The 24702-nt window shown below is 45.3% G+C and carries 18 protein-coding genes and 1 pseudogene; 11 read left to right on the plus strand and 8 right to left on the minus strand.

What is annotated here, in order from left to right:
- Positions 1 to 239 precede the first annotated feature (239 nt).
- Positions 240 to 944, plus strand: coding sequence for a hypothetical protein (locus A6D97_RS12215; RefSeq protein ID WP_017065155.1), 705 nt, complete (start codon positions 240 to 242; stop codon positions 942 to 944).
- 108 nt (positions 945 to 1052) lie between these two features.
- On the opposite strand, the gene A6D97_RS12220 is transcribed toward A6D97_RS12215, so the two are convergent.
- Positions 1053 to 1541 (minus strand): Lrp/AsnC ligand binding domain-containing protein, encoded by a 489-nt coding sequence (locus tag A6D97_RS12220; RefSeq protein WP_004732526.1) that lies wholly within the window; start codon positions 1539 to 1541, stop codon positions 1053 to 1055.
- Positions 1542 to 1819: 278 nt separating this feature from the next.
- Here A6D97_RS12220 and A6D97_RS22040 point away from each other — a divergent pair, with 278 nt between their 5' ends.
- Positions 1820 to 1990, plus strand: coding sequence for a hypothetical protein (locus A6D97_RS22040; RefSeq protein ID WP_017070161.1), 171 nt, complete (start codon positions 1820 to 1822; stop codon positions 1988 to 1990).
- Between the two features lie 62 nt (positions 1991 to 2052).
- On the opposite strand, the gene A6D97_RS22210 is transcribed toward A6D97_RS22040, so the two are convergent.
- The 5 genes from A6D97_RS22210 to A6D97_RS12240 all read right to left on the minus strand — a co-directional run bounded on the left by A6D97_RS22210 (position 2053) and on the right by A6D97_RS12240 (position 9162).
- Positions 2053 to 2277: a hypothetical protein gene (locus A6D97_RS22210; protein ID WP_081324486.1), complete on the minus strand. Its 225-nt coding sequence runs from the start codon at positions 2275 to 2277 to the stop codon at positions 2053 to 2055.
- A 351-nt stretch (positions 2278 to 2628) separates the two neighbouring features.
- A complete protein-coding gene (putP, locus tag A6D97_RS12225; RefSeq protein ID WP_065584497.1) occupies positions 2629 to 4119 on the minus strand; it encodes a sodium/proline symporter PutP in 1491 nt (496 codons plus the stop codon).
- Between the two features lie 183 nt (positions 4120 to 4302).
- Complete coding sequence (locus A6D97_RS12230) at positions 4303 to 5007, minus strand: 1-pyrroline-5-carboxylate dehydrogenase (RefSeq protein WP_065584474.1); 705 nt, start codon at positions 5005 to 5007, stop codon at positions 4303 to 4305.
- Between the two features lie 11 nt (positions 5008 to 5018).
- Positions 5019 to 8156, minus strand: a complete 3138-nt coding sequence (gene putA / locus A6D97_RS12235) for a bifunctional proline dehydrogenase/L-glutamate gamma-semialdehyde dehydrogenase PutA (RefSeq protein ID WP_017065151.1) — start codon at positions 8154 to 8156, stop codon at positions 5019 to 5021.
- A 181-nt stretch (positions 8157 to 8337) separates the two neighbouring features.
- The gene (locus A6D97_RS12240) at positions 8338 to 9162 is read right to left on the minus strand and encodes an AraC family transcriptional regulator (protein ID WP_017065150.1); all 825 of its coding nucleotides are present in this window, start codon (positions 9160 to 9162) and stop codon (positions 8338 to 8340) included.
- Between the two features lie 264 nt (positions 9163 to 9426).
- On the opposite strand from A6D97_RS12240, the pseudogene A6D97_RS21580 reads away from it, so the two are divergent.
- Positions 9427 to 9603: pseudogene (locus tag A6D97_RS21580) on the plus strand (SUMF1/EgtB/PvdO family nonheme iron enzyme); the annotation flags it as partial.
- Between the two features lie 364 nt (positions 9604 to 9967).
- A complete protein-coding gene (locus A6D97_RS12245; RefSeq protein WP_032546410.1) occupies positions 9968 to 10750 on the plus strand; it encodes a helix-turn-helix transcriptional regulator in 783 nt (260 codons plus the stop codon).
- A 102-nt stretch (positions 10751 to 10852) separates the two neighbouring features.
- On the opposite strand, the gene pdxH is transcribed toward A6D97_RS12245, so the two are convergent.
- Positions 10853 to 11488, minus strand: a complete 636-nt coding sequence (gene pdxH, locus A6D97_RS12250; RefSeq protein ID WP_017061203.1) for a pyridoxamine 5'-phosphate oxidase — start codon at positions 11486 to 11488, stop codon at positions 10853 to 10855.
- Between the two features lie 167 nt (positions 11489 to 11655).
- Here pdxH and A6D97_RS12255 point away from each other — a divergent pair, with 167 nt between their 5' ends.
- The 7 genes from A6D97_RS12255 to A6D97_RS12285 all read left to right on the plus strand — a co-directional run bounded on the left by A6D97_RS12255 (position 11656) and on the right by A6D97_RS12285 (position 22591).
- A complete protein-coding gene (locus tag A6D97_RS12255) occupies positions 11656 to 13578 on the plus strand; it encodes an ATP-binding protein (protein ID WP_065584475.1) in 1923 nt (640 codons plus the stop codon).
- Between the two features lie 84 nt (positions 13579 to 13662).
- Positions 13663 to 14949 (plus strand): response regulator, encoded by a 1287-nt coding sequence (locus A6D97_RS12260; protein ID WP_065584476.1) that lies wholly within the window; start codon positions 13663 to 13665, stop codon positions 14947 to 14949.
- A gap of 112 nt (positions 14950 to 15061) precedes the next feature.
- Positions 15062 to 16453: an HlyD family type I secretion periplasmic adaptor subunit gene (locus A6D97_RS12265; protein WP_017061206.1), complete on the plus strand. Its 1392-nt coding sequence runs from the start codon at positions 15062 to 15064 to the stop codon at positions 16451 to 16453.
- Positions 16454 to 16512: 59 nt separating this feature from the next.
- Positions 16513 to 17181 carry a transglutaminase-like cysteine peptidase gene (locus A6D97_RS12270; RefSeq protein WP_019823329.1) on the plus strand — a complete coding sequence of 223 codons (669 nt, stop codon included), beginning with the start codon at positions 16513 to 16515 and terminating at the stop codon, positions 17179 to 17181.
- A gap of 5 nt (positions 17182 to 17186) precedes the next feature.
- A complete protein-coding gene (locus tag A6D97_RS12275; RefSeq protein WP_017061208.1) occupies positions 17187 to 19097 on the plus strand; it encodes a LapD/MoxY N-terminal periplasmic domain-containing protein in 1911 nt (636 codons plus the stop codon).
- An 18-nt stretch (positions 19098 to 19115) separates the two neighbouring features.
- Positions 19116 to 21230 (plus strand): type I secretion system permease/ATPase, encoded by a 2115-nt coding sequence (locus tag A6D97_RS12280; RefSeq protein WP_017061209.1) that lies wholly within the window; start codon positions 19116 to 19118, stop codon positions 21228 to 21230.
- Between the two features lie 167 nt (positions 21231 to 21397).
- Complete coding sequence (locus A6D97_RS12285) at positions 21398 to 22591, plus strand: ISL3 family transposase (RefSeq protein WP_083190233.1); 1194 nt, start codon at positions 21398 to 21400, stop codon at positions 22589 to 22591.
- Between the two features lie 63 nt (positions 22592 to 22654).
- Here A6D97_RS12285 and A6D97_RS12290 read toward each other — a convergent pair whose 3' ends face one another.
- Positions 22655 to 24325, minus strand: coding sequence for a FapA family protein (locus A6D97_RS12290; protein WP_065584477.1), 1671 nt, complete (start codon positions 24323 to 24325; stop codon positions 22655 to 22657).
- Positions 24326 to 24702: the final 377 nt, after the last annotated feature.

Genomic DNA, 24702 nt, shown 5'->3' on the forward strand with positions numbered 1-24702 from the left:
ATTAGCGGTAAATTACACATGGCAGAATGTTATGTCGTAATTATATAATGACATTAACACCAAAGACGCCTCGCTTGCGCGTTCTGGAATAAGGCTAGACTTCGGGGGGAGGCTAGCCTTTTTTATGCCTGCTATTTGGCGCTCTTTGCTACCTGTCCAATAAACTTCATCGATCCTTTTGTTTTTTTCTTGGCGTTTTTTTCTTAAAATGCGCGCAATATTCTTTCTAGAGATCAACCATGAACAAAAGTGTCTTAACTAACGTTATCGCGTTAGCGCTGCTTGCTGGCGGCTATGCGACAGCAAACCAATACTTGCTTTATGCAGGCCTATTCGCCTTTTCTGGTGCCATCACCAACTGGCTTGCGATTCACATGTTGTTCGAGAAAGTACCCGGCCTATACGGTTCTGGAGTGATTCCAGCGCGCTTTGAAGAGTTCAAGGCAGCCATCAAGCAACTGATGATGGAGCAATTCTTTACAGAAAGTAACATCGACCGCTTCCTAAGCAGCGAGATGACAGGAAAGTCGCTCAATCTAGAGCCTGTGATTCAGAAGATCGACTTTAACCCTGCATTCGACTCACTGGTGCATGTTATCGAGAACTCTCAGTTTGGCGGTATGTTGGCAATGTTTGGTGGCACAGAAGCACTAGAGCCAATGAAAGCGCCGTTTGTTGAGAAGATGCAAGAATCTGTGATTGAAATCAGCAAGAGTGATTCTGTAAAAAATGCCATCAAAGACGAGCTAGAATCGCCTGCGATGATGGATGAAATCAAAGAAAACATTGAGGCGATCATCGATCAGCGCTTGAATGAACTAACACCTAAGCTGGTTAAAGAGATGGTTCAGACCATGATCAAGAAGCACCTTGGCTGGCTTGTGGTTTGGGGCGGTGTATTCGGTGGTGTGATTGGCTTAATCTCTGCGGCCATTACGCTTTAAGGCGAACAAGTTTATCGGATTGCTCTTTATCTGACGCTCAACAAAAAATGGAAGCTTATTGCTTCCATTTTTTATATCTAAATCACGTTGGTAAGCGAAATTAGGCCACTATTTTAGAGTTGCCAACAACTCAGGGTTCACGCCGAAGCCCTTTTTATGCTCTTCAATCACCACTTCACTACGTGTCTGAATCACACCAGGCAAGGTGCCCAACTTCGTTGCCATAAACGCTTGGTACGCCTTCATGTCTTTCACTCGAACCTTGATCATGGTGTCAAAGTCACCCGACAGTGAGTAGCACTCTTCCACCTCAGGCATCATTTCCACGGCTTGGGCAAATTTGTCGAAGATCGAAAAGCTAGTCTGATCGAGACGGATATGGATAAAGACTTGAACATCGAGTCCCAGCTTTTCTGAACAAAGCTCAGCATGATAGCCCGTGATGTAGCCCTCTTTCTCCAATCGCTTGAGTCTATCAGAGCAAGGTGACGTCGTAAGGTTGACCTGTTTTGCCAGTTCAACAACAGGTAAACGCCCTTTCATATGCAGAATTCTTAGTATCTCTTTATCGATACGATCGAGCTGATGCTGAGACATAACATTCCTTAAACATTCTAAATTCCGCTCAGTATATTCCATACCAAGTGCAATCGAAGAAAACCTCGCTCACACATTTAAAAACTAAATGCACGGATGATATTCACGCCAGATATAAACACATACAAATAGATAAGAACCCTTATAAATCAAACTCTGGTTATTAACAAATTATTATAGAAATGACCCGATTAACAAATAAGTTGAGCCGGAAACGAAAGAAAGGATATAGGCCAAAGTGAATAATATAATTATCAAAGAGAAAGGATGACTCTATTATGAAAACGCAAGAACTCGCATATAAACCTTACGGTATTGGTTCATGGACACACGTAACGGTATCAAAAGATGTTGCTCAGGCACTAGCAAATGAATACTCAAACTATGGATGGGAAGTGAAGATTGATGGCAATGCCATTGAAGCTGAGCTTGCACTCAAGGCTGCTTAGAAACACAAAAACCTCCTAGCACGGAGGTTTTTTGAATCAAGTTAGTAAGCACTTACTATGAGTTAGGCTAGGCCAACTTGGGGAACAGCACTTCCAGTTTCGCAACGACAATTGCACGTGCGGCAGAAGTGCTGAGTTTCCATATCGTAGTACAGGTTTCCACTAAATAGTTTTGACGTCCATTGCATCATACGGCCAGAAGCTGTCTCGGGCTCTGACTCACAACGTTTCATTATAGACTTATGTAGTGTTGTTTTTTTACATCCTTTGCAATAGAGATCAGGCATACCTTTGTCCTATAGGTCTTTAGTGGTTACTGACAATTGACACATCATGTCCAATTCGGTTCCACAATTCACCGAGCTAATGACAAAAGTGAGCGCCAAGTTCAAAAAATAGCCATTTTTCTATTTTATTTTTTGACATCAAACGCCACCAACAAGACAGACCTTTCATTTCTCGCTCAAGATCCTTCGCTTTCGATTTACATTGTAAACCCCCATTTCAATATCAGAAAACCTCGAATAAACTTAATTTGAAATAAGACAAAGGTCGTACTCACATAAAAAAATAGAGCCACCGAAGTGACTCTATTGTTCATGTCTTTTGCTAATTCATTGGTATTTTTACAATGTAAATTAGTCTAGCTCAACAAGGTTCTTCTCGAACTCAGCGTGTTGCTTCTTAACTTCGTCTTCTGGCTCGCCAGTGATTAGGCTCACGATAACGATAGAGATAGTTGATAGGATGATTCCCGGTACGATTTCGTAAACATCGAACCAACCGCCCGTGAACTGTTTCCAAAGTACAATCGTAACACCACCAACAACGATACCCGCTAGAGCGCCGTTACGGTTCATACGAGACCAGTATAGGCTCAACACGATAGCTGGACCAAATGCAGCACCGAAACCAGCCCATGCATAAGATACAAGGCCAAGAACTGAACTGTCCGGCGTCATCGCTAGCACAAGAGCAATCAGAGAAATTAGGATAACCGCGAAACGGCCAACACGAACAATCTCTTCTGACGTTGCGTCTTTCTTCAGAATTTGCTTGTACAAGTCTTCTGCCATTGCAGATGAAGAAACAAGAAGCTGTGAATCAGCAGTACTCATGATTGCCGCTAGGATTGCAGCAAGTAGGATACCGGCGATGACTGGGTGGAACATTGCGTTAACAAGAAGCATGAAGATCTTCTCGCCATCGTCTAGTTTAGGCGCGCCAGAGTTAGTCACGTAGATTAGACCAACCAGACCTACTAGCATTGCACCAACCATAGACAGAGCAGACCATACCACCGCGATACGACGCGCTGTTGTTAGGTCTTTGTTGCTACGTGTTGCTTTGAAACGAGCAAGGATGTGTGGCTGACCGAAGTAACCTAGACCCCATGCCGCTAGCGAGATGATCGCGATAGCAGAAAGTGGCTCACCTTTCACATCATTCCATAGCGTGAGAAGCTCTGGGTTGATGTTGTGAAGATCAGTCGATAGCTGACCAAGACCACCGTTCATCGCTGCGATTGGTACAATCAATAGCGCAGCAGACATCAGCAGACCTTGAACCAAATCCGTCCAAGATACCGCAAGGAAACCACCAAATAGCGTGTAAGAAACCACACATACTGTACCGATGATTACCGCTGTTGTGTAATCTAGGCCGAATACTGTTTCAAACAATTTACCACCTGCTACCAAGCCAGAACTTGTGTAGAAAAGGAAGAATAAAAGGATAAAGAAAGCAGAAATTGTTTGGATCAGCTTAGAATTATCATTGAAACGACGAGATAGGAACTCAGGTAGCGTCAGTGACTCTGTTGTAATGCTGTAAGTACGCAGACGCTTAGCACTGATTAACCAGTTCGCCCAAGTACCAACTAGCAGGCCACCAGCAAGCCAGAATGCTTCAAAACCAGCAGCATAAGCGTAACCCGGTAGACCAAGTAGTAGCCAACCACTCATGTCTGATGCACCAGCAGAAAGTGCAGCAGGCCATGGGCCTAGCGAACGACCACCTAGGAAGTAGTCTGTCGAGCTAGAAGTACGTTTGTAAGCAATAACACCGATTGCCAGCATCATAATTAGATACGCAATGAACGTCGTCGTTATTGCAAAACTGTTTTCTATCATTTGATAGTCCTCATTTGTAAAAAGCCTTCCATACCTAATTCAATGCAAGACACTCACCGTAAAGGCAAGCGAGTGCATTGAGTTAGGTATTGAGGCTCCAAGGCACTATGAGTTAAATCCAAAGATGGTGAAACCAACAATGGAGAAAACAAAAGTGCTTAGAGCCAATGTTACTGAAGGTTAGTGAGCTTCGCTTCCAAGTTCGAGCAAGGTCGCGTTACCGCCCACGGCTGTTATATTTATAGTTCGCGTACGCTCGGTAATGAAACGCAGCGATAAGTGTGGATCGTGAGCAACATGCATTGCTGTCAGATCCGTTTCAGCTACTAAACTGACGATGGCACCGTCACGCTTAGCAAGTTGTAAATTGATAGCTTGAGCCGTTTGTGAGTTACCTACGTAACCTGCGCTACGTACATCGCAAGACAGCAGCTTTTGAGCCGCGTCGTACGAAGCAACCTGCACCAAGTTCGTCGGTAAATTCGCTTGTTTCGCTGCATCAGCGATCAAGGTGTTGAATTGCACGTCATCACTGCACAATTGCACGCTGTTACCCGCTAATAGTGCTGCGGTAATCATCGCGGTTGCTGTTTGCAGTGCTGGCACTTTCTCTTCGCAATCATCAACAATCACCAAAGCCACACCACGTCCTGCAGCATACAGCTCGTTTGTTTCACCAGTCGGGCCAGCCATTAGGTGCTGCTCAGAAAGCAGCGCAGAGGCTTGCTCTAGGTGATAAGTTGCCACTGCCGCCAAAGACGTAGATTGGCTTTCGATCTCTGATTTGAATGCAAGTACCTGAGCACTCTTATGATCAAAGTCGGTAAGATTCCATTGTTCCCACGCTAACAAAGCATCAGAAAAACCTGTCACTTGATGAACCATGATACTGCTCCTTATGCCTTGTCTTGTGATTGAGAAAAATGAACATCAGTAAAGCGGTATAGGTAGTGAGGACCACCCGCTTTAGGGCCAGTACCCGACAAACCTTGACCGCCGAATGGTTGAACACCAACAACAGCGCCCACTTGGTCACGGTTGATGTAGCAGTTACCCACACGAATGTGTTTCTCGATCCAACGGTAAGTTGTTTCGTTACGGCTGTGGATACCCATAGTTAGACCAAAACCGGTTTGGTTAATTTGGTCTACTACTTGTGTCAACTCACTCGCTTTGAAGCGAACGATATGCAGTACAGGACCAAACTGCTCTTCTTTCAAGCAGCTGATGTCATCGATTTCAAACGCACTTGGTGGAACAAAGTCACCATGTTCACAATCCGCTCCTAGAGAAAGTTGAGCCACTTTCTTCTGGGTCTTAGTCATATTTTCTAGGTGCGTCATCAACTTCTGCTTCGCGTTTTGGTCGATAACTGGGCCCACATCCGTTTTATGAAGATGTGGAATACCAACGCTTAGCTCATCCATCGCACCGTGAATTAGTCCAATCACGCGATCTGCAATGTCTTCTTGAATGTAAAGCACACGTAGCGCAGAACAACGTTGACCTGCAGAAGCGAATGCCGAACGAATAACATCACGGACTACCTGTTCAGGCAGTGCGGTACTGTCGACGATCATCGCATTCTGACCACCGGTTTCCGCGATAAACGGAACAGGCTTAGCGTTACGACTCGCCAATGACACGTTGATACGTTGTGCTGTTGGTGTTGACCCCGTAAAGGCAACGCCCGCAATCGCATCATGACTGGTTAGCGCACTGCCGATCTCAGCGCCACGACCCGGTAGTAACTGAATCGTGCCAGCAGGGAAACCCGCTTCATTCATCAATTCCACTGCGCGAGCTGCAATTAAGCTTGTTTGCTCTGCAGGTTTCGCCACAACCGTGTTACCCGCCACTAGTGCAGCTGTAATTTGGCCAAGGAAGATCGCCAATGGGAAGTTCCAAGGGCTGATACAAACGAATACACCACGACCTTGTCGCGAAGCGATTCGAGTTAGACCATCAAAGCCTTTTAGCTCAAAACCTTGTAGGTTGTTCGCTTGTTTTGCGTAGTAACGACAGAAGTCGACCGCTTCACGCACTTCATCAATGCTGTCGTGAATTGTCTTACCCGCTTCTTGATGACAAATTGCCACCAGCTCAGCCAGGTTTTCTTCCATCAGATCCGCCAACTTCTCAAGCGCAGCGGCTTTGGTTTCAACCGATGTCGCATTCCAATCAGCAAATGCGGCGTCTGCACCAGTGATCGCTGCGGAAACATGATCAAGGTTTGCAAAAGCCACCTGACCCACGCTAATACGACGATCGTAAGGTGCTGTTACTTGTTCAACATTCTGATCAGCCTTGATCATGCTTTCGGCAAGAGATTCGCCGTTGATCACAGGTCCAGCAGTCCATTGATTGTTCAAAAAGCCTTTTACTTGCTCTTCAAACTGATGCGCTTCGCTCTCGATATCAATGTTCACACCGTATGAGTTCTTACGCTCAGGGAATACCGCTGGCGGCAGAGGAATCTTAGTGTTGTTCAACGTATCGAATGCCAAAAGCATGTCGACTGGATGCTGTGTTAGCTCTGCTACAGGGCAACGAGCATCAACCAAACGGTGTACAAACGAGCTGTTTGCACCATTCTCTAACAGACGACGTACTAGGTATGGCAGTAGATCTTTATGGCTACCAACTGGCGCGTAAATACGTACCGACTGTTGGTAAGCTTCCATTGCATGGTTGTAAAGTGAATCACCCATGCCGTGTAAGCGTTGGAATTCAAAGTCTTTATGGTCTGTCATCACTGCAATAGCGGAAACCGTATGAGCATTGTGGCTAGCAAACTGCGGGAAGATATTGCCACGAACACTTGGGCTCAATAGATAACGCGCACACGCTAGGTAGGCTACATCAGTCGCTTCTTTGCGAGTGTAAACAGGGTAGTTATCGAAACCAGCTTGTTGTGACCATTTGATCTCACTATCCCAGTAAGCACCTTTAACTAGGCGAAGTGGGATTAAGTCACCCTGCTCTTTTGCTAGGCGGTTTAGCCAAACTAGAACCGGTAACGCACGCTTTGAATACGCTTGAATAACCAGACCAAACTTGCCCCAGCCTTTCACTAGCTCGCTGCGATACAGTTTTTCGAATAACTTAAGCGAAAGCTCTAGGCGATCCGCTTCTTCTGCATCAATCGTGATCGCAACATCAAGCTCAATCGCACGGCGCAGTAACTGCTCTAGCGTGTCGCATAGCTCAGTCAGTACGCGGTCTTCATTCGCCACTTCATAACGTGGGTGAAGCGCAGAAAGCTTGATAGAAACAGACGGTGCTGGGCTAGATTTTGAAGAGACGTATGTGTCTCGACCTACGGCTTCAATCGCCATTAGGTAATCTTTGAAGTATTTGTTTGCGTCAGCAGTGGTCAGTGCCGCTTCACCTAGCATGTCGTATGAGTAGGTAAAACCTTTGTCACGCATAGACTTACCGTTCTTCTGCGCTTCAGCAATGCTGCGACCAAGAACGAATTGGTGACCCATCACCTTCATCGCTTGGTGCATCGCTTTACGAATCACCGGCTCAGAAAGCTTGTTCACTAAACGGTTAACCGCTTGACCTGCACTCTGCTCTTTAGATGAAAGTCCAACCACCTTGCCTGTTAGCATTAGGCCCCAAGTTGATGCGTTAACAAAAACCGAGTCAGAATTCTTCAGGTGAGATTTCCAATCCGCAACGCTAAGTTTGTCGCGAATCAACGCATCAGCGGTTGCCGAATCAGGAATACGCATCAAGGCTTCCGCCAGACACATTAGCAAGATGCCCTCTTGAGTATCTAAGCTGTATTCAAGCAACAAGGCGTCGATCATCTGAATAGATGTTTTATCCGCACGGATAGACTCAATCAACGACGTCGTTTTGTCTGTAATTTGCTGCTTTTCAGACTCAGAAGGGGTAGCTAGCGGCAGAAGTTGCTCTAGCCATTGGGTTTCATCCACCATATATAATGGTGAGATAAGCGTCCAAAGATCAGCAAGCGACTGCTCATTGAATTCTGGCTTTAACACATCAGTAGCTGTAAACATGCGTTTTCCTTAATCTCACACCCGAAAAGAGTTCGGGATCTCTACAATGGCTGCAGTGTATTTAGAGTATATAAGGATTACTTGTCAAAAACTCCGAGTTTTTTGCTAAAAACTCGCTTTATTAACAAAACAAACACAAGGTCACATATGAAACTTTAAAATAATATGCCGTTTTGTTTCACTATTTAACAGAAATTTTCTTTTTGTATTGGGATGGTGACATGCCTTGAAGGCGTGAAAAGGTGTGAGTAAAGGAAGATTGACCGGAGAAACCAGCCAGTTCAGCGACCTGACCAAGGCTTAGATTACCTTGTTCAATTAAACGACGAGAACGGTCGATGCGCTTGCCAAGAACGTACTGGTGAGGGGTAATGCCCATTTGCTCTTTGAATAACATATGGAACTGGCTTTCACCCAAGAACACACTACCCGCAAGCTGCGCGACGGAGATCTTGTTTGCTAAATGCTGTTCTATGTAGCGATCCAACGCTTCAAGATCAAAGCGTGAATCTTTGATTGAGGTTTCAAATGCCGAGATGTGCCTTTGCATCAATGCAATCACCGTATCATTGCACGCACGGCTTAATAACAGATCATCAGGACTGGCCTGCATCTCTTGCACCAACATATGGATAAGCTTTTGAATTTGCGCATCTAATTGGAAGTAGACGTTCGATGATTCTAACTGGTTAATCTTCTCTAGCATCAGAGGGTCATCATCGGTTGGCATAGGCATGTTGAGCACGAGAATATCCGACTGACCAACCACTCCGCCGAAAGCATGATCAGAGCTCGCTGTCACCACACAACCTTGTCCTGGGCCAACAAGATTCCCCTTACCACTCACTTCAAATTCCGCCTGACCTTTTAAACCAATCACCACCTGAGAATAATGGTGATCGTGGCAATCCATATGCGATGGCAAAGTGATGATCTCAGCAGGACGAGGGCCAGTAAGGCCTAGCGGAGAAAGGTCTAGGTTAGGAAAGGGTAAAGGTTTAGACATGACAGAAAAATACTCGGGTCAACATAGTAAGAATAATACTCTTAAATGCGCATAAGATGAATTTGTAAATGCTCATGAGAGTTATTTGCTCGCGAGAATGAAAAGATCATTATCGCGATCATCTTGATCATGCCTCCGGAAGGATGATCAAGAGTGTACAAACTACGGGCATTGTAAAACCAATCGTTCCGGCGAGTTTAGGGACTTCACAAGCAATCACACAAGCACGAACACGAACACGAACACGAACACGAAAAACATTTTACAGGCTTCTACGACATGGTGGGTAATGTATGGGAATGGACAACCGTTCAGAAAGGCCTAGCGAAAGGTGGCGCGTGGAGCTTCTCTCCTGAAGAAGCAAAAGTGTTTAACGAACTGTACGTACCGCCTTCAACGGCAGCGAACTATCTAGGATTCCGAGTAGTACGAGAGCTGTAGGCTCCCAGTCATAGGCTCAGAACCCCAAATATTTACTCTAGGTTCTCAATTATCACATTGAGCAGCATTTATAGGGGAATTCCCCCCTTATGCATAAGCACTCCTAAGAGTAGATTCGTCGATAGAGTAGTAAGTCACTCTGGGTATCAAATTGATGCCTCAGTTTAATTTACCTGACCCTCGTAAATTAGACTGAAAATCTTCTACATGTCGACAAGGCATATCTTGTCTTTAGCCAGCCCCTCTTCAGGCTGGCTTTTTTTTGCCTGATTATCACCCTTTATGCCCATCGATTCTCCGTGATTGACACAGTTAGTCAGCAGTCCGTTTAACTGTCAGTCCCCCCTTATTTTTCGTACTCTAATTGCCATTGCAGCGCTATAAGAAACTGATATTATTGCAACATCGCAACACACGAGATAAAACCTTGCCAGATCCACTCAACTCCATACATCGTTCTTTATTCGAACAACTTCCAGGCTGCTGGGGCTGCAAAGATACTGACTCGGTCTTCGTGTACGCCAACCTTGCTTACAACCAATTGATTGGCTTAAAACCCAATGAGACTTGTACTGGCTTGACCGACTTCGACATGCCCAGTCAAACCACCGAGTGCGCACAAGATTTCAGAGCTCAAGACAAACATGTGATGGATACACGCAGTACCCTTAAGATTCTCGATATTCACCCCTATCCAGACGGACGCTGGCACGCCCATATCTTTACTAAAACACCATGGCTTGATGACGACGACAACGTCCAAGGCACCATCTTCTATGGCCAAGAGCTTACCGATACCGCGATCTTAGAGGTCGGTCATTGGGTTTGTCAGGCCACAGGAACAAAAGGCGATCAGGCATCGCTTGCGGGGTCAGAGCCGCGCGTGTCTAAGCTGCAAAAGCGGCTGACTTCGAGAGAATCAGAGGTACTGTTCTTACTGCTTTTCGGCAAGAAACCACAGTACATCGCGTCGACGTTAAACATTTCAATCAAAACGGTCGAAGGTCATGTCGCCAGATTGAAACAGAAGTTTGATGCACGCAGTAAAAGCCAATTGATTGAGTATGCATTGGATTCAGGATTGGGCTCAGTGATCCCAGAAACTCTGCTCAAAAAACAGATCTCTGTTGTTCTTCACAGTGACTGATTGACTGTTCAGCTGAAAATGCAGACAAAAAAATGCCGTTGATTTGATCAGTCTAATCAACGGCATTTTTGGATCTGTTAAGCAGCTAAGCGATCAAGCAGCCTAAGGCGCTAGGCGATCAATATCCCAACTGTTGTCTTGGCGTGAGAACAAGAAACGGTCGTGCAAGCGGTGTTCACCACCCTGCCAGAACTCAATACTATCCACACGAACTCGGAAGCCACCCCAGAAAGAAGGCACAGGAATCTCGCCTTTGGCAAACTTCTGTTTAAGCTCTAGATACTTACCTTCTAAAATTCCACGCGCTGAGATGCGGCTACTCTGCTTACTTGCAATCGCGGCCAATTGGCTCTCTTTTGGACGTGACGAGAAGTACTTCATATTTTCCATAGCCGTCAGCTTTTCAGCCGTGCCCGTAATATGAACTTGTCGCTCAAGTGGATGCCAAGGAAAGTGCAAACTGATTTTGCTGTTGTGCTCAAGCTGGTGCGCTTTACGGCTACCTAGGTTGGTGTAAAAAACGAAACCGTCTTTATCCACATTCTTCAGCAGAACAATGCGTTGGAATGGCTGACCATTTTCATCAACCGTAGCAACTGTCATGGCAGTAGGGTCCGTCAACTTCGCTTCAATGGCTTGCTCTAGCCATAAATTGAATTGCTCAATCGGGTCTGCGGCCAAGTCTTTACGTCTCAATCCACCCTTAGCGTATTCGCGACGAATATCTGTCAGTTCCATTTGCTTGCTCCTTTAAATTTTTTTGTGATTTTGCGCCGTAATCCTTTGAAACACAAGTCTAAGCCATGGTTTTGTCTCACAGAAGGTGCTCTGTGTTAACAAGATCTCGGTACTCTCTCCATCATATTGATAATCTTTATACAAACCGATGACAAGCTGAGATCCGAGTGACCAAAATACTGCCTAACCTAATGACACCCTTTGTTTTATTCTCATTGTTATTGGGAGCTGCAGGGCTGACCGCAACCCACTTTATGGCAGTGCAATTCCAAGAAAAAATCGTCACTCAGCAACTCGATGAAGCAGCAAGTAAAGCCAATCTACAAATCGACTCTGAATTGGATAAATTCAAACAGATCCCGGATTTGCTCAGCCATGACCCGCGCTTGCTCTCTTATTTTGACTCATCACCACAAGCAGACAAGATTTCCGCTGCGCAGCTCAATCAATTGCTATTTGAATGGTCGAATCAAAGCCAAGCCGACACCATCTATATTCACGATCCGAACGGTACTGTGGTCGCTTCCAGTAATTACCAAAAGCCTCGCACTTTTGTGGGTGAGAACTTCTCGTTTCGTCCCTACTTTGCTTCTGCCATTCAAGGTAACAACACACAATATGTCGCGCTAGGCGCTCGTTCGAACGTACGCGGTTATTTTCTGTCTTCACCTCTGTATATCGACAAGGAAATTGTTGGCGTTATCACCGTAAAAGTGAGCTTAGAAAATCTCGAAAACATCCTAACCAGCGACGATTTTGAGATCGTAGTACTCGACTCTAACCAAGTGGTCTTTCTATCAAGCCAAGCTCCATGGCTTTACCATTCATTGTTGCCACTAACTCAGCAACAACAAACGGATATCGCACTTCAACGCCAATACGGTCAAAGCGAAATTTCGATCATCGAAGCCTTTCGCTCTTCAAGCTCTCAATCAGAAACTAGCAACGCCAATCAATCTAGCAACCTTCAATCCAATGAAATCCGAAAAGAGCTCACCGCCAACCAGTTATTCAAGCTTGGTGCATTTAATCTTTACCCCGCTACCATCAGCAACAATCAGTACCAAGTTGTTGCCCTAAAAGAGACCAGAGCTGAACTTATTAAAATCTTGCAGATCGATGTCATCTTCGTGGTGATTTACAGCTTGGTGATGCTCATCGCTTGGTCGTGGCGCCAGACTTATCTCGCGAAAGTGGCGTTGACCCGACTCAACCAAAACCTAGAGCAAACCGTTGATAAACGCACTCACTACTTGAAGCAATCCAATCAACAGCTGCAACAAACCCTTTTTCAATACCAAGAGTCGCAATCCAAGTTGAAACAGACAGAACAAGAGCTGACACAAACCGCGAAATTAGCGGTACTCGGCGAGCTGTCAGCGAGCATTAACCACGAAATCAACCAACCGCTTGCAGCGTTGCGAACCTACAGTGAGAACAGCTTAAAACTGCTTGAAATGGAACGAACCGATTTGGTGAAAAGCAATCTTGAGAAAATGATTGGCCTCAACAACACCATTACCGACATCATCGCGCGACTCAAAGTCTTTACTCGCAAGGTCACTAAACAAGAGCATCATATGGCGAACCTGCACCAAGCGGTCAACAACGCCACCAGTATTCTCAGTGCGCTGATGATCAAGCAAGGAATTACGCTAAGGCTAAGCACGGTGCCAGATGACATCAATATTGCGATTCATCCAACCGAACTCGAGCAAGTACTGGTGAATCTGATTCACAACGCGACTCAAGCGCTGCAACATCAAGTTCTTGAACAGAAAATCTTGCAGGAGCAACAAAACCTGGAAAGCGTTGACCAACAGGCTAGCCCACAGATAGGCATCGAATGGCAACTGCATCATGACTCTTGTCAGCTGATCATTTGGGATAACGGAATTGGCATGCCGAACGATAAGCTAGAACAGCTGTTCGACCCGTTTTTTACCACCAAACCGGAAGGTTTAGGGCTAGGGCTTTCAATATCGAAACGGATTATTGAAGCGTATCACGGCACGATCAGCGCGAACCGGTTAGAGCCTTCAGGCATGGTATTCTCGCTAAACATCCCGTTATATAACGATAAGCGCTAACACGCCGTTGTTATTGTTAACGGAAAACGAATTTCACATTACTGCTAATCTCACCTACAGCTAAGGAATCGGCTTTTGCACTCTATGCCTAAACTCTATTTTGTCGACGATGAACCCGCCATTCGAGACTCGGTAGAACAAGCCATGCTCATTGAAGGTATCGATATCGTCGGCTTTCCCAATGCTATTGAGGCATTAAAGAAAATAGATACCACGCAAGCCGGAATTGTCATCACCGATATTCACATGCCGGTAATGGATGGCATTCAATTAACGCAAAAGTTGCTGAGCCAAAATCCTCATTTTCAGGTCATCGTACTTACCGGACATGGTGACGTGCAAACCGCGGTATCAGCGATGAAAGCCGGTGCTTACGATTTTCTGGAAAAGCCATTTGTGGTCGATGCCCTACTCACTGCCGTTAAAAAAGCCGCAGATAAGCTCGCACTGGTTGAAGAGAACAACCTATTGCGTAAAGAGTTGGCAATGCAAAATCAGGTTGGCCCGAAACTGATTGGTCAATCACCATCAATGCAGGCATTACGCCGAGAATTGATCACCCTAGATACCAAAACTAACCCACTTCTATTGTTTGTTGGTGATTTAGGGACGGGGAAAAGGGTCACTGCACAATACACCCATGATTTACACAGTCATCAAACCGCGGAGCTTTGCCCTGTCGCGGCGTTTAATTTGCCACGCAGTGACGAAGCGACATTCCATCAGTTTGTTTTGCAACTGTTCTTAAAGCATCAAGGTGGAACACTCTATATCCATGAAACAGAAGCGTTAACTTCGCAGCAATGGCTATGGTTAGCCGCTCTAAAACCCACTCTACTTCGTGAAAACTCATGCAAGACCAATGCAACTTGTATCATTATCGCAACTACAGTAGTTCCTACTACAATTACAGGTGAACTACGCCGGTTTAATTTACTACCCTTGGCGCAAAGAACGGAAGATATTGGCTCTTTATTCAAACACTTTGCTCGTGGTGCGGCCAGTCGCTATCAGCTGCCACCCCCCGTCATTACAGAAAAAGAGATTCAGCGACTCATTGCAACGCATTGGACGGAGAACATTCGTCAGCTTCGCCAACATGCTGAACTCAGAGTGCTGACTCAAATTAAGCAGCCGTCGCTCGACAGCGATACTGATGAGCAAAATGAACTCGATATGAGCATTGAAGAGCAACAACAGTCGTTGAACCAACGCACCGATAGCTTTGAACAAATTATCTTGATTGAGGCGCTACATCGCCATCAAGGTCGTTTAAAAGAGGTACAACAAGAGCTGCAGGTGTCGCGAAAAACACTGTATGACAAACTAAGAAAGCACCAACTCGATAAAACAGATTTCAAGAACCGATAAGTCTTAAAAAATATATAAATTCAAAGATTTAAATGAGCAAAATCTTAACATTTATCAAAAGTAAGAATACACTCAATAGGCTTGCACTTTTATTTAGCGAACAAGGACTGTTATGAGTCAGAAAAATTTCAGCAAATTGAACGAGACCGAGCTTGAGTATGTCGATGATAAAACAGCGGCACTACTACTCAATACGCCCACCAGTGCGCGAATTATGTTGTGGGTGATCGTTCTGTTTTTTATTGCTGCTATTGGGTGGTCTGCATGGGCAGAGATCGACAAAGTTACCGTTGGCCAAGGCAAAGTGATCCCCTCCTCTCAGATCCAAGTGGTACAAAACCTTGAAGGTGGCTTGGTTAAAGAGATCTTAGTTAAAGAAGGCCAACGCGTTCAAAAAGGTCAACAACTGCTGTTAATCGATGACACACGATTCCGTTCTGACTTCCGCGAACGTGAACAACAAGTCGCGAACTTGACCGCCAACGTGTTAATGCTTTCCGCTTCCCTGACCAGTGTTGTCATCAACGAAGAATTCTCTGAAAAAGAATGGAAGAAAAGTGTCACTCTCGATTATGGCAAGCTTGCGTTCCCACCTAAATTCTATGAACTTCAACCTCAACTGGTTAATCGTCAAAAAGCAGAATACCGTCAAGATCTCAATAATCTGAGAAACCAGCTTTCCGTTTTTGATCAACAAGTTGAACAGAAACAGCAAGACCTAGTTGAGATTAAAGCGCGTGTTCGAAACCTAAAACAGAGCTACCAGTTTGCTCGCCAAGAACTGGATATCACCAAACCTCTCGCCGATGAAGGGGTGGTACCACGAATTGAATTACTTAAACTGCAAAGACAAGTGAACGACACTCGCCGAGAAATGACTTCGAGCGAGCTAAAAATTCCTCTTTTACGCTCAGCAATCAAAGAATCCATGCTCAGCCGTATTGACGCCGCACTGAACTTCCGCTCCGAACAACAAGAAAAACTCAATCAAGCCCAAGACAAGCTCTCTGCAATGACCGAATCTGCCGTTGGCCTAGAAGACAGAGTAAACCGTACCGTGGTGGTTTCTCCTGTAACAGGCACCGTTAAAACATTGGGTATTAATACTGTCGGCGGGGTTATCCAACCGGGTATGGACATCGTTGAGATTGTACCAACAGAAGACTCTCTATTGGTTGAAGCGAAAATCGCCCCGCAAGATATCGCGTTCCTACGCCCAGAATTGACTGCCATCGTTAAATTCAGTGCTTATGACTTCACTAAATACGGTGGTCTAGAAGGCGTGCTAGAGCACATCAGTGCCGATACCACTCAAGATGAAGAAGGCAATAGCTTCTATATCGTGCGCGTGCGCACCGAAAAACACAATTTTGGACAGAACGAAGAGTTGCCAATCATTCCAGGTATGACCGCCTCTGTCGATATCATCACGGGTAAAAGAACCGTGCTTGAGTACATGTTGAAGCCACTATTAAGCGCTCAAAACAATGCACTAAAAGAGTAAGGACGTTTGATGTTTGATAACGCCTTTCAATACACAGCAAATAGACAAGAGCAGAGGCTATGAAGTCTCGGATTTCGCTATTGCTGCTGGTCCTCACCTCTTTCACCTCTGTGGCGCTCAACAAGAGCGACCAACGGTGGATAGATGCAGTGACCAAAACCTACGGCGATAGAGCCGGAAAGCGAGTGGCAACATGGCGCTCAAATATGACGTCATACGACGGATTAAGTGAAAAAGAGAAGCTCAGGTCGGTGAACCAGTTCTTCAACCAGATGTACTTTGTCGATGACAACATACTGTGGGGAAAGAATGATTACTGGGCAACACCACTGGAATTTTTAGGCAGCAACGCCGGTGATTGTGAAGACTTCACAATCGCAAAATACTTCTCTTTGCTTGAACTGGGCGTCCCAGATAAGAAATTACGATTAGTGTACGTAAAAGCACTGGAACTAAACCAGTTCCACATGGTGTTAGCTTACTACTCAACACCGAGTGCAGAGCCATTAATTTTGGACAACTTAAACCCTGAAATTAAACGCGGTTCCAAACGCCCAGATCTAAGACCAATTTACAGTTTTAACGGTAAAAACCTTTGGTTGATCAAGTCGGCAGCAGGCAGCGGCAAGTTGGCAGGGAAATCTTCAAGATTGAGCTTATGGAACGACTTACGTTCACGTGAGCGCTCTCTAAAATTAAACAAACCCATTATCAATTACGATGAGTAGGTACAATGACTTTATATAAACAGCTTGTGGTCGGGATGGTTGCAGTGTTCATACTGCTGATGACGTCAGTTTTTATGATCGAATTCAATACCACCCGTGGATACTTAGAGGAGCAGCAACGCTCTGAGGTAAGTAATACCATTAATACTGTTGGACTGGCTCTCGCCCCTTACCTAGAAGAAAAGGACAAGGTGGCAGTGGAGTCTGTTATCAACGCCCTGTTTGATGGCAGTTCTTATTCCGTCGTTCGATTAATCTTTCTCGACAGCGGTGAAGACATTCTCCGCTCATACCCTGTAAAGCCAACCGGCGTACCGGAGTGGTTTACCAACCTAAACCTGTTCGAGCCTGTTCATGACCGCCGCGTGATCACCAGTGGCTGGATGCAATTGGCCGAAGTCGAGATCGTAAGTCATCCAGGCCCTGCCTATGATCAACTTTGGCAAGCATTCATCCGCTTACTGAGCATATTTGGCACGATCTTCTTGCTCGGTTTGGTATCTATTTCTTGGATCCTTAAGCGCGCTTTACGCCCGCTCTCGTTGATCATTACGAAGATGGATCAGATCGCTAAGAATCAGTTTGGTGAACCTCTGGCTCGTCCAAAGACAAAAGATCTCACCTTGGTTGTCGATGGTATCAACCACATGTCGACTCAAGTTGAACTGGCATTTAAAAACCAAGCGAAAGAAGCTCAGAAGTTACGTGAAAGAGCATATATCGACCCTGTATCTCAGCTAGGTAACCGTGCTTACTACATGTCTCAGTTAACTCAATGGTTAGAGGAGTCGAGCTTAGGTGGTTTAGCGGTACTTAAAGCGGAGTTTATCAGTGAAGAGTACGATGAAAAGGGCTATCAAGAAGGTGATGCCTTGGTTCATCAACTGGCTGAACAGCTGCAAGCTTCAATTTCATCTCCAGATATCACCATCGCTCGTATTTCTAGTGACGAGTTCGGTTTCATCATGCCAAACATTGATGAGAGCGAACTGAAACTTGTCGCGAGCAGCATCGTAAACTGTATCCAGAGCCTAGGTTCAGACCCAACAGGCACTGCGAATCCACATATTGCTCTTGGTGTGACCTACAGCAACAAGCGTAAAACCAGTACTGAAATCATGTCGCTGGTGGATAACGCACTCTCAAGTGCCAAGGCGAATCGAGAACTTGCTTACGGCTACGTAACCGCAGACGATCACGGCGCAGTGATGGGCAAACAACAATGGCGTATGTTGGTTGAAGAAGCGATCATCAACGACCTCATTACCTTCCGTTTGCAGGCTGCAAACAATGCCTTTGGTAAAACGTATCACCAAGAGGTGTTCTCTGCGATTGAAAAAGATGGCGTGCGTTACGGTGCTAACCAGTATCTATACGCGCTAGAACAGCTTGAAATGAGCCACATTCTCGACCAATACGTTATTGAGAAGATGGTTGAAAAGCTCAATGCAAAAGAAGTAACCAGCCCAGTCGCTATTAATCTCTCGCCAAGCAGTATATCTCAACCAAGCTTCATCCGTTGGATCGGTAAGACGCTTGAACAGAATGCTTCAATCGCTCACCTGTTGCACTTTGAGATTCCAGAAAACTGCTTCATCAACGTTCCGCACTACACGGCACTTTTGTGTAACACCATTCGCAACGCTGAAGCGGTGTTTGGTGTCGATAACTACGGACGTAACTTCCAATCACTGGATTACATCAACGAATACCGTCCAAGCTATGTGAAGCTAGATTACCTGTTCACACATAACCTTGATGACGAAAAACAGAAGTTTACCTTAACGTCGATCTCTAGAACCGCTCACAACCTAGGCGTCACCACCATCGCGTCTCGAATAGAAACTCAGACTCAGCTAGATATTCTGTCTGATAACTACGTAGAAGTGTTCCAAGGCTTCATTGTTGATAAATAGTTGTAAGGGTTATATCACATGCAAGATCCACTATTGAACTCACTGATCTACGTTAGCCGGTATTACGGGTTAGCTAACTCGCCCGAAGCGTTGATCAATGGGCTACCACTATCCGATGGAAAGCTAACCCCTTTCCTATTCCCACGCTCTGCTGAACGAGCAGGATTAGTGGCAAAAGAAAACCGTTCCGACTTAGAAAAGATTCCTCACCTGATACTGCCTGCGGTCTTACTACTTAAACAAGGTGAGGCGTGCGTTCTCAACAGTATCGATTTAGAGAAGCAAGAAGCGGAAATCATTACTGCGGAAAGCGGAATGGTGCCAATCATCATTCCTGTCGAAGAGCTGAAAGAACAATTCATCGGCCGCTACTTCTTGGTAAAGAAACAGTTCCGTTATGATGAACGTTCACCAGAAGTTCTAAAAACACGTAAAGGGCATTGGTTTTGGAGCACGATTTGGGAATCTAAAAACATCTACCGAGATGTGTTGATTGCCTCCATTCTTATCAACATCTTCGCGATTGCCGCGCCGATGTTTACACGCTTGGTGTACGACAAGGTAGTTCCCAACCTCGCCTTTGAAACTTTGTGGGTGCTGGCAAGTGGTATCTTTGTCGTGTTCCTATTCGATTTGCTGCTCAAATTGATGCGCAGCTACTTCATTGACGTTGCCGGTAAGAAATCCGATATTCTCATTTCCTCCAAACTGTTCAGTAAAGTACTGGGGATTCGTATGGAAGCGAAACCTGCTTCCGTCGGTGCTTTCGCTAAAAACTTGCAAGAGTTCGAATCCATTCGTGAATTCTTTACCTCTGCAACCATTGGCTCGTTAATCGACTTACCGTTCGCACTGATGTTCTTAGCGCTAATTTGGCTAATGGCTGGAAACCTTGTATTCGTTCCCGTTGCTGGCGTGGTCATTTTGATCGTCTATGCATTGCTAATCCAAGGCCCACTGCGCCGCACCATTGAAGAAGGCTCTCGTCTTGCTTCGCAGAAGTACGCAAACTTGATTGAGAGTTTGGCAGGGTTAGAGACGGTTAAGCTGTTCAGCGCGCAAAGCCAATTCCAATTCCGTTGGGAAGAAGCTGTTGCTCACATGGCGAATTGGAATATCAAAAGCCGACGCATCACTGACAGCATCCAAAACACCGCCGGCTTTGTTCAGCAAAGTACTAACGTTGGTATGATCATCTTTGGCGTGTATCTAATTGCAGAAGGTGAACTTACGATGGGTGGCTTGATCGCTGCAACCATGTTGAGCGGCCGAGCGATTGGCCCGCTTGTTCAGCTGTCTTTGCTTTCGACTCGTTACAACCAAGCAAAGTCATCAATGACTCTGATTGAGCAAGTGATGTCGATGCCTGATGAACAAGAAGAAGGTAAACGCTACATTCACCGTCCGATTATTCAGGGCCATATCGCGCTAGATAAAGTGACGTTCCACTACCCAGATTCACCAGTGGCTTCAATTAGAGACTTAACCCTCAATATTAGTCCTGGTGAGAAAGTAGCAATCATTGGTCGTATTGGTTCAGGTAAAACCACACTAGAACGTCTGATTATGGGCCTGTACAAGCCCACAGAAGGCCATGTACGTATTGATGACACGGATATGGAGCAACTGCATCATGTCGACGTACGACGCAATATAGGTTGTGTTCCGCAAGACAGTAACCTGTTCTACGGTTCAGTAAGAGACAACATTACTTTAGGTCGCCCTTTGGTGGATGACCGTGACGTAATGGATGCGGCAAACCGTGCAGGCGTAACTGCGTTTACTCAGCAAGATCCTGCAGGTTTGGAACGCCAAGTGGGTGAAGGTGGTGCCTTGCTGTCTGGTGGACAACGTCAGTCAATTGCCATTGCTAGAGCCTTCCTTGGCCGTCCGCCAGTGTTGTTGATGGATGAGCCGACCAGTGCTATGGATAACCGTTCAGAGATGCACATCAAACACCAACTTAACCAATTGCTACCAAGCGAGACGTTAATTCTGATTACACACAAAACGTCGATGTTGGACATTGTCGATCGAGTGATCGTAATGGAGAAAGGCTGCATCATTGCAGATGGTCCTAAAGCACAGGTTCTTTCAGACCTTAAACAAGGCCGAGTGAGAGCCGTTAGTTAGAGCGCTCAAGCCACCTAAATAAATAATTATCAGTAGAAACCAAAAGGGGGAGCATCAGCTCCCCTTTTTTATGGTTCATCGCGGATTAGCGGGAACTAAAAACAAAAACGGTAGTAAGTGATATGGTTTAGTCGCCAAACAAAAATCATACACAAACTACCGTTTTCATGCCGAATCATACTTTCCTATCTTCATTCTGGGAAGGCTTTCAAATAGTAAAGTCTCACCAGACAGCATCACTTATTACCCTGACTCTTAAACCTAACTCTGAGGCTAAGTGCCTTTGTGGTCTTGAAGCCGAAGCTATCCATGAGTATCAATGGCGTAATGTGAAAGAAGTCATGTTGCTCGGTGTTCCTGTTGAACTTTCCGTTCAAACACGAAGAATTAAGTGTCGTGACTGCGGCATAAAAACAGAATCTCTATCTTGGCTAGAGCCTTATGCTCGCATCACGAAGCGCCTAAAAAGTTATATAGAACAACTGCTGCCTCTTCTTCCCATTAAGCATATCTCCCAGTTAACAAGCGTACATTGGCACACCATTAAAGAGATAGATAAACGCCGACTTCGCCAAGTGGTACCGTCAGTGAAATGGGAGGGGCTAAGGCAACTCGTCATGGATGAGTTCGCTATCTTTAAAGGACATCGGTATGCCACGGTCATCGCTGACGCTAAGACTCACCAAGTTATTTGGATAGGGTTAGGCCGTAGCCGCAAGGACATACGACCGTTCTTCGAGCTGTTAGGCAAGCATGGCAATAATATCGAAGCGGTCGCGATGGACATGAATACGGCTTTTGACCTTGAAGTTCAAGCGCACTGCCCGAACGCAAAAATCGTTTACGACTTATTCCATGTTGTTGCTAAGTTCGGTCGTGAGGTAATGGATAGAGTCAGAGTCGACCAAGCCAACAAACTCAAGCAAGATAAAAAAGCGAGGCAATGGGTCAAGCGCTCACGCTGGGTGTTGTTGAAAAATAGAGGCAACTTAAATCCACGGCAAGACAGCTATCTTACAGAAATATTGAATATCAATAAGGACTTAATGACCACTTATATACTCGGGGCACAGCTCAAAGAGCTTTGGTATTGTGAATCAGAAGCACATGCTAAAGGGCTCTGGGAGGCGTGGTGGGCACAAGTACAAGAGAGTGGAATTAAGCCATTGAAAGAGTTCGCACGAAAACTGAGTCCTTATCTTCACGGTATTATCGCATCGGCAAGTTATCCGCTAAACACCTGCACCCTAGAAGGGATAAACAACAAGATAAAGCTAATCAAGCGAATGGGGTATGGGTATCGAGATACCGACTACTTCTTCTTGAAGATAAAAGCGGCTTTCCCCGGAAAGCCGCGATGAACCTTTTTTATTTGTCAGTATCGGCACCTTAACCATACGTAACTTTGTGTTCAGCCCAAAAGTCTACAAAGCAATATCCTCTTGCTCCATCTTGAATGAACATTGGATCTCGTATTGGTTGAATGAGAAAACACTTCCGCCGTGGGTTCGCTTGGTTGTGACTGTCTCATCACCAAATTGAATCGTCACTCGGGTATACACTTTTTCGTGTACCTCTACAGTGCATTCAGCAAGGTTGGTTGCAAACTCCGCTTCGAGTGTATCTAGCTGCGACTTTGTGTTTTCAATTGCGAGATTATTCTTCTCACGTTGCTGCTCAATTTCTAGGGCTTGCTCTTCGCTTCTCTCGGTTTTAGGGCGCTTCTTAAATTCTAACTCTTGGCGAATCACACCCATGGTTTGCTCTTGAGTGTGTTTATAAGCTTCCTTCAGCTCGGCTAGCTTTTGTCGGTAACCATCGTAGCGCGCAAAGCCATGTACTTTAGTTGCGGTGTCTCCCTCAACACCTAAGAAGACACATTCTACTTTCCCGCCGACTTTGGCTTCACCACCGCTGAGCGTGCCGTGTTTTTTCAAACTGTCCATCACGATAAGGTTGTTACCACAGCGAATGTCATTACTCATACTGTGCACACCAAGTCTAAGGTCGTTGGCCGTTTGTAGCTCAGCATTCTGTGCGTAGCTTGCTGTGATAGAGCCTTTACTGAATACCTTACAACTTTTTGGCTCCCCCTCTTTAGTCGTATGGCCGATAATGCCTTTGGCGACTTTGATATCCCCCTGGGCTTGAACTTCGGCCGATTCGATAAAGCCACCAACCGTAACACTTCCGGTCGCCTTGACGATCATCCCCGGCTCGATGTTGCCAGAGACGAAGACATTACCTTTAAATTTAACATGCCCAGTTGAGACATCGACGTTGCTGACACATAAGGCGTCATCCACTTCGATGGTTCGATCTTTAATGATGGGCAATCCAGGGTGTGAGGCGAGTAGTAAATTGGGATCTTCAGGGGAGATGTAGGTGCCCTTTCCTGGCTTGATTAAACTGTCTTGCCCAGGAAGCGGTGGGATAATTCGGCCTTGAACGGTAAAGCCAGCGATACCTTTGGTAGCGGGGGTACGTTTCATTAAGTGATCATTTTGACCAACGGTAATGGTTTGTCCCAAGTCTCGCATATCAATCTTGCCTTCGTCTTTGCTGCGAGGCTTCAAGACTTGGCGAGTAATATCTTCAACCAAAGCGGCAAACTTAGCATCCTTACCTTTTACTGGTTGTGTCCCTTTAGCGACGGGCTGAGTAAACTTTTCCCCGGGCTTAAGTTTGCTACTCATCATCAGAACTTTTCTGAGCGCTAACTTATTTATTCCTTTTGTTATTTGAGCTAGAGATAAGCACTGAATGATGTCGCTACCACGCAGTGGGTGTCCATTGTAGGGACCAGTGACCACGAGACTCGCCAACATCTCATCATCAGACAGTTCGACCGCAACAGTGGCATTTCGAACTTCAGCAATCAAGATTCCTTCATAAGCTTCACCCTTACCTTCTTTAGCAAGAGTAACGAAACGCAACACCTCTTCTTCGAAAAGAAAATAGTTTGATGCATTCAAAGCTTCCAAGGTTGGTGGCAGCGTCTTGTTATCAAAGCTTGCGTCAACCACAATCCCGGTTGGCAGACATGCCATTACTTGTTGCTTGTCTTCCGACAATGTAACGATGTTATCCCACATTCGAATTGAGTATCCCTAATGACTCAGTTGTTATTCAGTCTATATAATTCATTCTGCGCTGAGTATCACATTATTAGAATAATCAGCGTCACATCACTTACTTTCGATTCTGCAAACATGACTCATAAATAAGACTTACACATTTTATGATCTGCTTCGCCTTTACAAATACATAGGAAGATTTTTTCAGAATATTTCGTGTGATTGAATGTCGATTCGATATTGGTGCAAGATAGTAAAGGCGAATAGCTTTAGAAGATTAAAGGCTGTCATGGAGAGATGAAACAGAAGTGATGTAACAGATAGTCAGGGTAAAAACGGATTTCAATATGGAGCTTCAGTTTACAGTGTAAATCCAAGATTCTAATTTACACTGT

The organism is Vibrio sp. ZF57, assembly GCF_001691235.1.
Classification (GTDB): Bacteria; Pseudomonadota; Gammaproteobacteria; order Enterobacterales; family Vibrionaceae; genus Vibrio; species Vibrio crassostreae_C.

Excerpts from the sequence above, each read along its gene's own strand:
- A6D97_RS12270 (WP_019823329.1), top strand. The coding sequence starts at position 16,513 with ATGAAGTCTCGGATTTCGCTATTGCTGCTGGTCCTCACCTCTTTCACC.
- A6D97_RS12265 (WP_017061206.1), top strand. The coding sequence starts at position 15,062 with ATGAGTCAGAAAAATTTCAGCAAATTGAACGAGACCGAGCTTGAGTAT.
- A6D97_RS12260 (WP_065584476.1), top strand. The coding sequence starts at position 13,663 with ATGCCTAAACTCTATTTTGTCGACGATGAACCCGCCATTCGAGACTCG.
- A6D97_RS12230 (WP_065584474.1), bottom strand. The coding sequence starts at position 5,007 with ATGGTTCATCAAGTGACAGGTTTTTCTGATGCTTTGTTAGCGTGGGAA.
- A6D97_RS12290 (WP_065584477.1), bottom strand. The coding sequence starts at position 24,325 with ATGTGGGATAACATCGTTACATTGTCGGAAGACAAGCAACAAGTAATG.
- putA (WP_017065151.1), bottom strand. The coding sequence starts at position 8,156 with ATGTTTACAGCTACTGATGTGTTAAAGCCAGAATTCAATGAGCAGTCG.
- A6D97_RS12215 (WP_017065155.1), top strand. The coding sequence starts at position 240 with ATGAACAAAAGTGTCTTAACTAACGTTATCGCGTTAGCGCTGCTTGCT.
- pdxH (WP_017061203.1), bottom strand. The coding sequence starts at position 11,488 with ATGGAACTGACAGATATTCGTCGCGAATACGCTAAGGGTGGATTGAGA.
- A6D97_RS22040 (WP_017070161.1), top strand. The coding sequence starts at position 1,820 with ATGAAAACGCAAGAACTCGCATATAAACCTTACGGTATTGGTTCATGG.
- A6D97_RS12220 (WP_004732526.1), bottom strand. The coding sequence starts at position 1,541 with ATGTCTCAGCATCAGCTCGATCGTATCGATAAAGAGATACTAAGAATT.
- A6D97_RS12275 (WP_017061208.1), top strand. The coding sequence starts at position 17,187 with ATGACTTTATATAAACAGCTTGTGGTCGGGATGGTTGCAGTGTTCATA.
- A6D97_RS22210 (WP_081324486.1), bottom strand. The coding sequence starts at position 2,277 with ATGCCTGATCTCTATTGCAAAGGATGTAAAAAAACAACACTACATAAG.
- A6D97_RS12285 (WP_083190233.1), top strand. The coding sequence starts at position 21,398 with ATGCCGAATCATACTTTCCTATCTTCATTCTGGGAAGGCTTTCAAATA.
- A6D97_RS12240 (WP_017065150.1), bottom strand. The coding sequence starts at position 9,162 with ATGTCTAAACCTTTACCCTTTCCTAACCTAGACCTTTCTCCGCTAGGC.
- A6D97_RS12280 (WP_017061209.1), top strand. The coding sequence starts at position 19,116 with ATGCAAGATCCACTATTGAACTCACTGATCTACGTTAGCCGGTATTAC.